The organism is Pararhizobium sp. O133 (genome assembly GCF_051669845.1).
Classification (GTDB): Bacteria; Pseudomonadota; Alphaproteobacteria; order Rhizobiales; family Rhizobiaceae; genus Pararhizobium.
Window position 1 is genome coordinate 4,341,774 of record NZ_CP196426.1, and the last position, 12,625, is coordinate 4,354,398.

At 61.7% G+C, this 12,625-nt stretch carries 13 protein-coding genes; 3 read left to right on the plus strand and 10 right to left on the minus strand.

Features of this window, described 5'->3' with window-relative positions; all coding sequences use genetic code 11:
• Window positions 1-44: 44 nt before the first annotated feature.
• Window positions 45-350 (plus strand): chorismate mutase family protein, encoded by a 306-nt coding sequence (locus ACST81_RS21080; RefSeq protein ID WP_438750373.1) that lies wholly within the window; start codon window positions 45-47, stop codon window positions 348-350.
• An 89-nt stretch (window positions 351-439) separates the two neighbouring features.
• On the opposite strand, the gene ACST81_RS21085 is transcribed toward ACST81_RS21080, so the two are convergent.
• From ACST81_RS21085 to mscL, 8 genes are all read right to left on the minus strand, one after another.
• A complete protein-coding gene (locus ACST81_RS21085; protein WP_438750374.1) occupies window positions 440-1,669 on the minus strand; it encodes a methyltransferase domain-containing protein in 1,230 nt (409 codons plus the stop codon).
• The gene (locus tag ACST81_RS21090; protein WP_438750375.1) at window positions 1,666-2,229 is read right to left on the minus strand and encodes a dTDP-4-dehydrorhamnose 3,5-epimerase family protein; all 564 of its coding nucleotides are present in this window, start codon (window positions 2,227-2,229) and stop codon (window positions 1,666-1,668) included. The genes ACST81_RS21085 and ACST81_RS21090 overlap by 4 nt, the downstream gene beginning before the upstream one ends.
• Window positions 2,226-3,311, minus strand: coding sequence for a CDP-glucose 4,6-dehydratase (rfbG, locus tag ACST81_RS21095; RefSeq protein ID WP_438753739.1), 1,086 nt, complete (start codon window positions 3,309-3,311; stop codon window positions 2,226-2,228). The genes ACST81_RS21090 and rfbG overlap by 4 nt, the downstream gene beginning before the upstream one ends.
• A complete protein-coding gene (rfbF, locus tag ACST81_RS21100) occupies window positions 3,311-4,081 on the minus strand; it encodes a glucose-1-phosphate cytidylyltransferase (RefSeq protein ID WP_438750376.1) in 771 nt (256 codons plus the stop codon). The genes rfbG and rfbF overlap by 1 nt, the downstream gene beginning before the upstream one ends.
• A 12-nt stretch (window positions 4,082-4,093) precedes the next feature.
• Window positions 4,094-4,255, minus strand: a complete 162-nt coding sequence (locus tag ACST81_RS21105; RefSeq protein WP_438750377.1) for a hypothetical protein — start codon at window positions 4,253-4,255, stop codon at window positions 4,094-4,096.
• Between the two features lie 94 nt (window positions 4,256-4,349).
• On the minus strand, window positions 4,350-5,384 hold the full coding sequence (galE, locus tag ACST81_RS21110) for a UDP-glucose 4-epimerase GalE (protein WP_438750378.1): 1,035 nt from the start codon (window positions 5,382-5,384) through the stop codon (window positions 4,350-4,352).
• Between the two features lie 167 nt (window positions 5,385-5,551).
• Window positions 5,552-6,718, minus strand: coding sequence for a pyridoxal phosphate-dependent aminotransferase (locus ACST81_RS21115; protein ID WP_438750380.1), 1,167 nt, complete (start codon window positions 6,716-6,718; stop codon window positions 5,552-5,554).
• Window positions 6,719-6,882: 164 nt separating this feature from the next.
• Window positions 6,883-7,311, minus strand: coding sequence for a large conductance mechanosensitive channel protein MscL (mscL, locus tag ACST81_RS21120; RefSeq protein WP_438750381.1), 429 nt, complete (start codon window positions 7,309-7,311; stop codon window positions 6,883-6,885).
• A gap of 240 nt (window positions 7,312-7,551) precedes the next feature.
• On the opposite strand from mscL, the gene ACST81_RS21125 reads away from it, so the two are divergent.
• Window positions 7,552-11,052, plus strand: coding sequence for a PAS domain-containing hybrid sensor histidine kinase/response regulator (locus ACST81_RS21125; RefSeq protein ID WP_438750382.1), 3,501 nt, complete (start codon window positions 7,552-7,554; stop codon window positions 11,050-11,052).
• A gap of 90 nt (window positions 11,053-11,142) precedes the next feature.
• Window positions 11,143-11,448 (plus strand): hypothetical protein, encoded by a 306-nt coding sequence (locus tag ACST81_RS21130; protein ID WP_438750383.1) that lies wholly within the window; start codon window positions 11,143-11,145, stop codon window positions 11,446-11,448.
• A 19-nt stretch (window positions 11,449-11,467) separates the two neighbouring features.
• Here ACST81_RS21130 and ACST81_RS21135 read toward each other — a convergent pair whose 3' ends face one another.
• The gene (locus ACST81_RS21135; RefSeq protein ID WP_438750384.1) at window positions 11,468-12,115 is read right to left on the minus strand and encodes a response regulator transcription factor; all 648 of its coding nucleotides are present in this window, start codon (window positions 12,113-12,115) and stop codon (window positions 11,468-11,470) included.
• Window positions 12,116-12,183: 68 nt separating this feature from the next.
• The gene (locus ACST81_RS21140; protein ID WP_438750386.1) at window positions 12,184-12,621 is read right to left on the minus strand and encodes a hypothetical protein; all 438 of its coding nucleotides are present in this window, start codon (window positions 12,619-12,621) and stop codon (window positions 12,184-12,186) included.
• Window positions 12,622-12,625: the final 4 nt, after the last annotated feature.

Sequence of the window (12,625 nt, forward strand, 5' to 3'; positions counted from 1 at the left end):
TGCGATGCAGCATGAGCCGCGTTGACATGACTTCGGAGACCCGCATGCAGAAGAGCCCGGAAGACTGCACGTCGATGGCAGACATCCGCGTCGAGATCGACCGGATAGACCAGGCCCTCATCGCGCTGTTCAAGGAGCGCTGGGGCTATATCGGACGGGCCGCGGAGATCAAGAAGGAGGCCGGGCTGGAGGCCGACATCCCCTCAAGGGTCGATCAGGTGCGGCGCAACGCCCGCAAGAATGCCGACAAGGCGGGCCTGAACCCCGATTTCTACGAGGACATCTGGGCACGCCTCATCCAGCATTCGATCGAACACGAACTGGACATTCTCGGCGACAGCGGCAAATAATCGCCGCCGGCGTCAGCCGATCTTGACGCTCGGCGGCTCCGATTTCTTGACCGGCTTTTCGAGGGCGGCTTCCGGCAGGCCGACGTCGGCTACGGATGCACCGTCAGCGTCGGCACCGCCGTTACGAACTTGCCACCCCAATCGCTGATATACGAAAGCTGCTGTTTGATTTCGGCCTGAAGGTTCCATGGCAGTATGACCACCCTTTCCGGTTTTTCGGCTTTGAGAATGTCCTCGGTGACAACCGGGATACGGCTTCCGGGAAGCAGAAGACCCTGCTTGGCCGGGTTCTTGTCTACGACGAATTGCAGGAAATCCGGCTTGACGCCGGCGAAGTTCAGGAGCGTGTTTCCCTTGGCGGCGGCGCCATAGGCGGCGACCTTCAGGCCTGCCCGCCGGCTCTCGATCAGGAAACTCAGGAAGCCGTCGCGCACCGTCTGCGCAGCGGCCTGGAAATTCGTATAGAAGGCATCTCCGAGCATGCCTGCAACCTGTTCGGTCATAAGTGTCTCAGCGACGGCGGCGGTGACGACATGCGTCCCGGTATCGCTGCGCTGCGCGAATACCCTGAGGCTGCCACCGTGCCAGGGCGTCGTCTCGACGTCAAAGACGGACAACCCGTTGGCCTCGAACACGCGTTTCACCGCTGTCAGAGACAGATACGAATAGTGCTCGTGATAAGCGGTATCGAACTGCGCCTCGCGCACCATATTCAACAGGTGCGGAAACTCGAAGGTCGCGACGCCGTTTTCCTTCAGCAGGCGGGTGAAGCCAGCGACGAAATCGTTGATGTCGGGCACATGCGCCAGCACGTTGTTGGCGGCCATCAGGTCGGCTGAGCGACCCTCCGCCGCCAGCTTCTCGCCAAGCTCCGCGCCGAAGAACTCCTCGATGATCTCGATGCCTTTTTCCCGTGCCGCAGCCGCCGTGCTGGCTGTCGGCTCGATACCCAGGCACCCGATGCCGCGCGCCTTGGCATATTGCAGCAGATAACCGTCATTGGCGGCGATCTCGACAATATTGGACGCCGTGGTCAGCCCGAAGCGGGACTGCATGTCGGCGACATAGCGCTCGGCGTGCTTCAGCCAGGAGGTCGAGAACGAGCTGAAATAGGCATAGCTGGAGGAAAAGAAGGTCTCGCGATCGGCAAAGTCCTCGGTCTGCACCAGCCGGCATTCGGCGCAGGTGCGGATGACCAGCGGATACCATAGTTCCGGCATATGCCGTTCATCGGGCTTCACGTAAGAATTTGACGGCGGCGCGGTTCCGAGATCGAGGAACGGCACCATATGCGTCGATCCGCAGTGACGGCATTTCATGCGGCAACTCCACGATAGTCCTGCGGCAGCAGCGGATGGCCCGCATCGCGCGGCGACAGGTTGATCACCGGCAGCGGCCAGTCGACGGCAAGCGCCGGGTCCTGCGGATTGAGCCCGCCTTCGGCTTGCGCGGCATAGGCCTGCGAATGCGCGTAGATCATCCTGATATCATCGGTCAGCGCCTGGAACCCATGGGCAAAGCCCTTCGGGATCAGCAGCGACGTGCCATTGTCCTCGGAAAGCTCGACGGCGAAATGCTGGAGAAAGGTCGGCGATTCCGCGCGGATATCGACGGCGACATCGAGGATTTTGCCACGCGTACAGGTGACGAGCTTGATTTCGGCATGCGGCGGGCGCTGGAAATGCATGCCGCGCACGGTGCCGCGCTGCCGCGTTCCCGTCTCGTTGAGCTGGGCGATATTGCCTTGCCAGCCGAAGGCAGCCAGGTCCTCGGCGCAGAAAAGCCGCGACAGGAAGCCCCGGTCGTCCGACAAGGTCTTGCGGCCGATCACGAAAAGTCCGCGAAGCGGTGTCTCGTGCGCCGTGAAGCGCCCGCTCATCCAGCCGCCCTCAAGGGTTCGGCCTGAATGGACAATCCGGCGAAGTCCCGGATGTCGGCAAGGCAGAGATCGAGCGCCGCCTGGCCGTCGCATTGGCCACGATACCATTCCATTGTCCGCTTAACGGTTTCCGACAGCCGCCACCGCGGCTGGTAGCCGAGTTCGGCCTTGGCCTTGTTGCTGTCGAGAACCAGATAGCCCGCCTCGTGCGGACCGTCTGTTCCGTCGCCCAGCATCATGGCGCCGCCACCGAAATGGCGCTCGGCCATCTTCAACACCGCGCCGACCGACGCCGCCTCGCCGTGATCGGGACCGAAATTATAGCTTTCGATGCCATCAGGCGCCTGCCAGAGGCGTTCGGCAAGCCCCATATAGCCGCCGAGCGGTTCCAGTACATGCTGCCAAGGGCGCACGGCGCGCGGGCGGCGCACCTGCAGCGTCTCGCCGCTCTGCCAGGCCCGCACGGCATCCGGAATCAGCCGGTCTTCCGCCCAGTCGCCGCCGCCGATGACATTGCCGGCGCGCGCCGTGGCGAGACCGATCCGACGCGCCGCGAAAAAGGACGAACGATAGCTTGCCGCGACGATTTCCGCCGCCGCCTTGCTGGCACTGTAGGGATCGTGGCCGCCGAGCGGATCGCTCTCCATGAAGGCGAGGCCGGTTTCGGCATTGTGATAGACCTTGTCCGTCGTCACCACGACGATCGACCGCACATCCTCAGACATGCGTAGCGCATCGAGCAGGTTGGCCGTGCCGATGACATTGATGTCATAGGTCTCCGCCGGACTGCGATAGCCCGCCCGCACCAGCGCCTGGGCTGCCAGGTGAAAGACCACTTCGGGCTTGGTGTGCAGCACGTGATTGTTGACGGCATCACGATCGCGGATGTCGATGATGCCTTCTCCGGACGTGTCCCCGCCCAAGAGCAAGTACAGCGACGGATCGGTCTGCGGTGCCAGCGAAAGGCCTGACACATCGGCGCCCAGTTCACGCAGCCACAGCGTCAGCCAGCTGCCCTTGAACCCGGTATGTCCGGTGACCAGAACGCGTTTGCCGCGCCAGAATTCGTTTGTCATACGCATCACCAGCTTTTCCACGGCGGAGCGCCGCTTTGCCAAAGGGTCTCGAGATGATTCTTGTCGCGCAGCGTATCCATCGGTTGCCAGAAGCCCTCGTGGAAATAGGCTTGCAGTTCGCCTTCCTTGGCGAGCCCCATCAGCGGCTCACCCTCCCAGCTCGAATGGTCCGCCTCGATCCGGTCGATCACGCGTGGCGACAGCACGAAGAAGCCGCCATTGATGAAGCCGCCCTCGCCTTCCGGCTTTTCGATGAAGCCCTGCACCTCGGTGCCTTCCAGCTGCAGCGCGCCATAGCGTGCGGGCGGGCGCACCGCGGTCACCGTCGCTTGCTTGCCGTGGCTCTTGTGGAAGGCGATCGTGGCGCCGATATCGACATTGCTGACGCCGTCGCCATAGGTGAAGCAGAAGGCTTCCTCATTCTTCAGATAGGATGAGACCCGCTTGAGACGGCCGCCGGTCATCGAGTTTTCGCCGGTATCGACCAGCGTCACCCGCCAGTTTTCGGCACTTTGACGATGGAATTCGATCGAGTTCTGCGACAGGTCGAAGGTGATGTCCGACATGTGCAAGCCGTAATTGGCGAAATATTCCTTGATCATGTAGCCCTTGAAGCCACAGCAGATGATGAAGTCGCGCACGCCATGGGCGTAGTAGAGCTTCATGATGTGCCAGAGGATCGGGCGACCGCCGATCTCGATCATCGGCTTGGGGCGAAGATGGGTTTCTTCCGCGATGCGCGAACCAAGGCCGCCGGCGAGAATGACCGCTTTCATGTCTTCCTCCGGCTAGATGCGACGGTGATCGCCGGCAAAGGCGGCAACGACCTGGCGGAGGGAAATGATATGGCTGTTGGTCCGGCGCGGATCGGGTCCAGGCCTGCGCGCCGTCTTCAGCCGCACGGCCAGCGGCCTTGCGGTCATACGGTTTTTGAGGCGGGGAAACTCCATGATGCTCAGGTCCAGTCAGTCTATCCTGACTGGCACCCTAGAGCGTGAAGCTGTCGTCAAACTGGAGCGGCGACATACACCGCTCCACGCGGTGTCAGCGATGCGCCGAAACCAGAAGCCGCTGGATTTCGTCGATGTCGTAGCTGTTCTTGCGGGCGAGATGGCGCTCCCAGTCCAGCGCCGTGCCGACGATCAGGTCGAGATCGTCGAAGGCCGGCGTCCAGTCCAGTCGCTGGCGGGCGATGGTGGAATCGGCGACGACGCTGACGGCATCGCCGGCGCGACGGGCGGAATAATCGATCTGGAATTCCCGTCCGTGGACGCGCTTGACCGCCTGCAGCACCTGCAGGACGGAATAACCTTCGCCATAACCGCAATTGGCCACCAGCGGCTCGCCGCCATCACGCAGATATTCGAGCGCCTTCAGATGCGCCGCGACGAGGTCGGAAACATGGATATAGTCGCGCACACCCGTTCCATCGGCCGTCGGATAGTCGGTTCCGTACACATCCACCTTGAGGCGCTTGCCAAGCGCTGCCTCGCAGGCAACCTTGATCAGGTGCGTGGCACCAGCCGTTGATTGGCCCGTGCGACCGCGCGGATCGGCGCCGGCGACGTTGAAGTAACGCAGGGCGACATAGCGGAAATTATGGGCGTTCGCGGCATCGCGTAGCATGATCTCCGACATCAGCTTCGACATGCCATAGGGGCTTTCCGGATGCAGCGAGGCGGTCTCGCGTACCGGTAAGGGATCGTCCGGCGTGCCATAGACGGCGGCCGTCGAGGAAAACACGAAATGCTGAATCCCGGCTTCCACGGCGGCGGCGATCAGCTCGCGCGTCTTGGCCGTGTTGTTCTCATAATAGGACAGTGGATCGGCGACCGATTCCGGCACGATGATCGAGCCGGCGAAATGAATAATCGCGTCGATCCTGTTCTCGGTGAATATCTGGGAGAGGACGGTTCGATCGGCGACATCTCCGAGATAGAAGCGCGCTTCCGGCGCCAGCGCCCAGCGAAACCCAGTCGAGAGCCGATCCAGCACCACGACGTCCTGGCCCGCATCGACCAGCGCCCAGACCATATGGCTTCCGATATAGCCAGCACCACCCGTTACAAGAACAGCCATTGCACTTACTTCCCCGTCCCGTTTCGACAGGAAGCATCAAAGTACAAATTTCTTTCCGAAGCCTCACCCGCAGACGTTCAGACGGCGAAACCAAAAGTATTGTTCAATGTATAGTTAGGACACCATTGGAATATCCGATAAAATTTTATCGAATATCAGCATAATGATCAGAGCCCGGCAATGTAACCGGACAACCGCTCGGCCGCCGTGGCAATCTGGCCGGGGTCACGCAGGAAGCAGGCGCGCATGAACAGTGAGCCACCGGCACCGAAGGCCGTTCCGGGTGCCAGGCCGACGCCGGTCCGGTCGACGATATCGAGCGCGGCGCGGCGGGCGTCCGTGACTCCGTCGATCTTCAGGAACGCATAGATCGCGCCATCCGGCTTCAGGGTCTCGACACGGTTGGTGGCGATCAGCGCATCGCAAAACAGATCGCGCGACAGCGTCGCCTTGGCGACATTCTCGGCAACGAACGCATCCCCCTGATCGAGCGCAACAGTCGCGCCCGCCTGGATGAACTGCGCCACACCCGAGGTCGAATACTGGATGAGATTCTCCAGCACTTGCCCGATCGCCGACGGCGCGACGATCCAGCCGGCTCGCCAACCGGTCATCGACCAGTTTTTCGAGAAGGAATTGACGAACAGGATGCGCTCATCCTCCTCCATCACATCGAGGAAGGACGGCGCCCGCGGACCATTGTAATAATAGAGCGCGTAGATTTCGTCGGCCATGATCCACAGGCCGTGCTTGCGGGCGAGCGACAGGATGGCCTTCAGATCGTCGTGCGTCGCGGTCCAGCCGGTCGGATTGGACGGCGTGTTGACGAACAGCGCCCGCGTCTTCGGCGTGATCGCCGCTTCCAGCTTGCCGATATCCAGCTGCCATTTGCCGTCCATGAATTCCAGCGGCACCGCAATCGCCTTGACACCGGACAGTTCAGCGCTGGCAGCGAAATTCGGCCAGGCGGGCGACAGGAACACCATGTCGTCGCCGGGCGAGGTCACGGCCTCGATCGCCAGCTTGATCGCCTGCATGCCGGAACCGGTGACATAGAAATTATCGGGGGACATCGTCTTGTTGAAATGCCGCTGGTAATAGCGGGCCAGCGCCTCGCGCAACGGCGGGACACCGCGCTGCCAAGTATAGAAGGTCTCGCCGGCAGATAGCGACGCCTGCGCCGCCTTGGAAATGAAATCCGGTGTCGGCAGGTCACCCTCGCCGACCCAGAGCGGGATCAGCCCGTCCCGTCCGCGCGCATAATTCACCAGTTCGACGATTCCGCTTTCCGGCGCGGCAAGAGAACGGGGGCTGAGACTGGACATGATGGTCATCGGCGGCTCCTCGCGCATGACCCCGAAAGTCGAAACAACTTCCGGGGTCATGCGCAACTTGAAAATTCCAGAGCGCCGCTTCTAGCGTTTTTCCACATCACGATCACGCGAAATTCGCTGACGGATTTATCGATTTTGGTGATGCATCGAACGGCCAGCGCGTCTTATGCGCGCTGCGTCTTCAGGAGGTCGCGGATTTCGGTGAGAAGCTGAACATCGACCGGCGGTGGTGCAGCCGGCTCCTCGTTCTTCTGCTTTTCCATCGTCGCGCGCATCTTGTTGACGCCCTTGACCAGCAGGAAAATGATCCAGGCGAGAATGACGAAATTCAGCACGACCGTGAGGAAGTTGCCATAGGCAAACACGGCGCCCTGCTCGCGGGCGGCGGCGAGCGACGTCGCGGTCACGGTGCTTGAGAGCGGAATGAAGAAATTGGAGAAGTCGATGCTGCCGATGATGGCGCCGACGATCGGCATGATGATGTCGTTGACGAGCGAGTTGACGATCAGCGTGAACGCGCCGCCGATGATGATCCCGACCGCCAGGTCCATCACATTGCCCCGGGCAATAAATGCCTTGAATTCATTCAGCATCAGTCTCTCCTTGTCTTTGAGCCAAACCGGCCGCACCCGTCTCTTTATGCATCGCCGGGTGCCTGCCCGATGCTAACCGAAAACGATGCCAAGTAAATCGCAGGGCGGAAAATAGCGCCGCCAAATAAATTTCTTTTATCTCAAAAACGAAAGCCGGTTCTTTGACTTAAGGCTTAGACAACCCTGATTTTCTTCCCTTCCGTCTTGTCCTATGCTGGCTCCCGAGGACAAGGAGGAGACATGCTTTCGGGCTCGATCATTTTCGCGGCCGCCTTCGCCTATCTGCTGCTGCTGTTCGCGGTGGCAAGTTACGGCGATCGCAAGGCACGGAAAACCGCTGCTGCCGGAAAAGGCAGGCCGCTGGTCTATGCCCTCAGCCTCGCCATCTACTGCACGTCCTGGACCTATTTCGGCGGTATCGGGCTTGCAGCCGAGCGCGGGCTCGAATTCACCGGCATCTATATCGGCCCGATCCTGATGTTCACCATCGGCCTGCCGGTGATCCGCCGCATCATCGCACTCGCCAAGGCCGAGAAACTGACCTCCGTCGCCGATTTCGTCGCCGCGCGCTATGGCAAGAACCCCGGTGTGGCGGCCATCGTCGCGCTGATCTCGCTGATCGGCGCCATCCCCTATATTGCGCTACAACTGAAAGCCGTCTCCAGCTCCGTCGCGGCCATGGTGGATACCAGCGGCTACGGCATCGGCGCCGGCCAGAATTACATCGATCTGCCGCTGCTCGTCACTCTCTTCCTCGCCTGCTTCGCCATCGTCTTCGGCACCCGCCACACCGATGCGACCGAGCATCAGGACGGCCTGATCCTGGCGATCGCCATGGAATCGGTGGTCAAGCTCCTGGCGCTGGTGACGGCCGGCGTTTATGTCGTCTTCTTCCTGTTCGATGGCCCCACCGATCTCTGGACAAAGGCACTCGCCAATCAACAGGTGATGACCGCCCTGCATTACCAGACGCCGCTGTCGCGCTGGATCCTGCTCGTCGGCCTCTCTGCCTTTGCCATCATCATGCTGCCCCGGCAGTTCCATGTCACCGTCGTCGAAAACCGCACGGACAAGGACCTGCGCACCGCCGGCATCCTCTTCCCCGTCTATCTGGTCGCCATCAACCTCTTCGTTCTGCCGGTCGCCATCGGCGGCGTGCTGACCTTTGCCGGCAGCGGCGAGGCCGATCTCTACCTGCTGCGCCTGCCGCTTGCCGCCGACATGCCGATCCTGACGCTCATCACCTTCATCGGCGGCTTTTCCGCCGCCACCGCCATGGTCATCGTCGCCTCGGTGGCGCTATCGATCATGATCTCCAACGATATCGTCATGCCGGTCTTCCTGCGCCGGAACCTCATGGGACGCGGCGGCTTCAACGACGTCGCCGGCACGCTGCTGAATGTCAGGCGCACCGCTATCTTCGCCGTGTTGCTGCTCGGCTACGGATATTATCGCTCGGCCGACATGAGCGCCGGCCTTGCCTCGCTCGGCATGCTTTCCTTCGCGGCGATCTCGCAGATGGCGCCGGCCCTGTTCGGCGGCCTCGTCTGGCGACAGGCCAATGCGCGCGGCGCGATCGCCGGCATGACGCTCGGCTTTTTCGTCTGGGCCTATCTTCTCTTTCTGCCGAGCCTCGGCGGACCGGACAATTCCCATGTCGCCACAGCGGTCCTGAGCTTCCTCTTCCCCTTCACCAGCGCATTTTCGGAAGCTGCCGCTGATCCGCTGGTCAATGCCACCGCGCTCAGCCTGCTTGTCAACGTGATCGCCTATGTCATCGGCTCCCTCACCCGTGCCCCGAAGCCACTGGAGCGGGTGCAGGCCGGCGTCTTCATTCGCCGCAAGTCACGCACCGAAAAGGCGTTTCGCGGCCGCAAGACCAAGATTACCGTGCTGGACCTCAAGACCACCATCGCCCGCTATCTCGGTGAGGAGCGGATGCAGCGGTCGTTCCAGACCTATGAGCGCCAGTCGGGCCGCTGGCTGGAAAACCAGCAGCCGGCCGATATGGGCCTGATCCATTTTTCCGAACAATTGCTCGGCAGCGCCATCGGCTCCTCGTCCGCCCGCCTCGTCCTCTCGCTGGTCCTGCAGCGGCTGGACGACACATCATCCGACACCGCCTGGCTGCTCGACCAGGCATCCGAGGCGCTGCAATACAATCAGGACATGCTGCAGACGGCCTTGTCGCAGATGGATCAGGGCATCGCCGTCTTCGACAGTTCCAACAACCTGATCATCTGGAACCGCCGCTTCCGCCAATTGCTGGACCTGCCGGAAAGCGCCGGACAGGTGGGCTTTCCGCTCGGTGAGATCGTCGCCTTGCTGACAAAACGTGGCGATATCCGCAAGGAGGACGCCAGGACGCTGATCGCCAACTTCCTGACACTCGACAAGCCGTTCCTGCTGGAGCTTTCGGGCGGCAGCCGCATCATCGAGGTGCGTACCAACGCCATGCCGGACAAGGGCATCGTCACCACCTATACCGACATCACCCAGCGCGTCGCCGCCGACATGGCACTGAAACAGGCGAACGAGACGCTGGAACTGCGCGTTGCCGAGCGCACCGGCGAACTGACCCGCGTCAACAGGGAAGTCGCCGAAGCCCGTGCGTCGGCCGAGGAAGCCAATATCGGCAAGACGCGCTTCTTCGCCGCCGTCGGCCACGACATCCTGCAGCCGCTCAATGCTGCCCGGCTCTATTCCTCGTCGCTGGTCGAGCGGCTCGGCGGTTCCGAAAACAGCGCACTGGTGCAGAACATCGATTCCTCGCTGGAATCGGTGGAAACCATTCTGGGCGCCGTGCTCGACATTTCGCGGCTCGACACGGGGGCGATGAAACCACGGCTGCAATCCGTGCCGCTCAACGATCTCCTGCGCCGCATCGAAACCGACTTTGCCCCCGTCGCCCGTGCCGCCAACCTCGAACTAACGGTCATGCCGACCTCGCTCACCGTGCGCACCGATCCCAATCTCCTGCGTCGCCTGGTGCAGAACCTCGTCTCCAATGCCATCAAATACACGATCGAGGGCAAGGTTCTGGTCGGCGTGCGCCGCGAGGGCGGCAATGCGATCATCCAGGTGCTGGATTCCGGCATCGGCATTCCCGCCTCGAAATTCCGCACCGTCTTCAAGGAATTCGCCCGCCTCGACGAGGGCGCCAAGACGGCGTCGGGGTTGGGGCTCGGGCTGTCGATCGTCGATCGCATCTCGCGCGTCCTCAATCACAACGTCGACCTGCAGTCCAAACCCGGCAAAGGAACACGCTTCCGGGTGACGATGCCGATCGACCGCAATGCCGGCGCCGGCGCCAAGACCGCCACTCCAGCACCCGCCCGCACCGCCGAGCCGCTGCACGGCCTGCGCGTCCTGTGCATCGACAATGAACCGCGGATCCTCGAAGGCATGAAGTTGCTGCTCGAAGGCTGGGGCTGCACTGTGACGACCGCGCCCTCGCTTTCCGCCTGGCAGGAAGGACAGGCCGGCGGGGACATTCGGCCCGACGGGATCATCGCCGACTACCATCTCGACGACGGCACCGGCATCGACGTGATCCGCGCCATCCGCCTGCATTTCAGCGCTGACATTCTCTCCCTGCTCGTCACCGCCGACCGTTCGCCCGAAGTCCGTGGCGCCGCCGAACGCGACGGCATCGCGCTCCAAAACAAACCCGTCCGCCCCGCCTCGATGCGGGCCTGGCTTACCCAGCTATCGGTCTCCATGAAGGCGGCGGCGGAGTGAGGTCAAGAGAAAAGCAAGAAGTTCGAAACCGTCCTTGAAATTGAAATCCGATATGTTCAAGATTACGATGTCTTTTCAGCCGGTGTTGTGATGATCGAAGAAACAGTCGATTTGAGATTTCTAGCCAAGCAGGGCCAGAAGATTCTGGAAGACATGCGCATCTTTCGGCAAGAAGTGTCCGAGGTGCGAACTCTAGCCTTGCAGACCTATGAATATTCCCGGCGCATTGAACGGCGGCAAGCCGAATTGCGCGACGATCTCGAAATCACCATCAAGATGGAATTCGGCGGCGGGCTGGCTCATCTTCAGACAGCCATCGAACGTTCGCTGGCAAGAATTGAGGCCAAGACCGAGGAACTCGTCGACCGGGTCGAGACGCTCGAATCGAAGCCGTAAGCGCTTTATCTGTCTCGGCCTAAGCCGCCACAGCCGCGATCTTGCCAAGCTGAATCACCGCTTGGGTGCGGCTGTCGACGTTGAGCTTGAGCAGGATCGCCGAGACATGCGCCTTGATGGTGGCCTCGGAGACGCCGAGTTCGTAGGCGATCTGCTTGTTGAGCAGACCTTCGGCGAGCATGCCGAGCACGCGGGATTGTTGCGGCGTCAATGTCTGCAGGCGCTGCAAAAGGGCGGCGACTTCCGGCTCATATTCCATGCCGCGCACGAAACCGGCTGGTGTGAAGATGTCGCCGGCCATGACCGTGTCGATTCCCTGGCGGATTTCGTCGATGCCGGCGGATTTGGACAGGAAGCCAGATGCGCCGAGTTCCAGCGCCCGCTGGATCGTCGCCGGGTCGTCATGGGCAGAGACAATCATCACCGGCAGGCTCTGGAATTCGGCTCGGAGCGCGATCAGCCCCGACAGGCCGCTGACGCCCGGCATGGTGAGATCGAGCAGCATCAGGTCGGCCGAAACAGTATCGATCGCTGCCTGCCGCGCCGAGGTGAAGTCCCCGGCCTCGATGATCGTCGGATTGCCGGGCATGCCGGAGAGCGCCTGGCGCATCGCGCCGCGAAACAGCGGGTGGTCATCCGCGATGATGATGGTCAAGCCTGTCGTCATGACGCTCCCTCCCAAGAGCTTTGCGACAGGCAAATCCTCCAATTTCCCTGCCGCGCGTGCGGATCCGGTCAGGTCTTTTGAGGTCCATCCTCCGTCTTTCCCGACGGCGACCTTTCCTCGTCCTCCAGATCCTTCACAATTCCCATGAAACTGCGCATCATTCTTTCCATGATGCTCATCGTCTGGTCAATCTCTTCCTTGCTCGGAAGCCTTGGTTTGAGGCCGCTCTGTCCGTTTGCGGTAGCTTTCTCCAAGGTTTCGATGCGCTTGGTCAAAAGGTCCAGTTCCAGCTCGAAGGCCGTGCGCTCGTCGGCGGCCATCCGGCAGATGATCTCGCCGTCCTTTTCCTGGCAGAGCGAAACCTCGCCGGTCTGCGTGTCCAGCCGCGCGATGCCGCTGTCGGTCTTCTGCATGGCATAACGCCCCGGCGCCGGCTCCTGGGCCATCGCCGCAAAGGCGCTCAACAGGCCGCCAAGCGCGACCACCGGCATCAGCATCCTCTTCATCGCA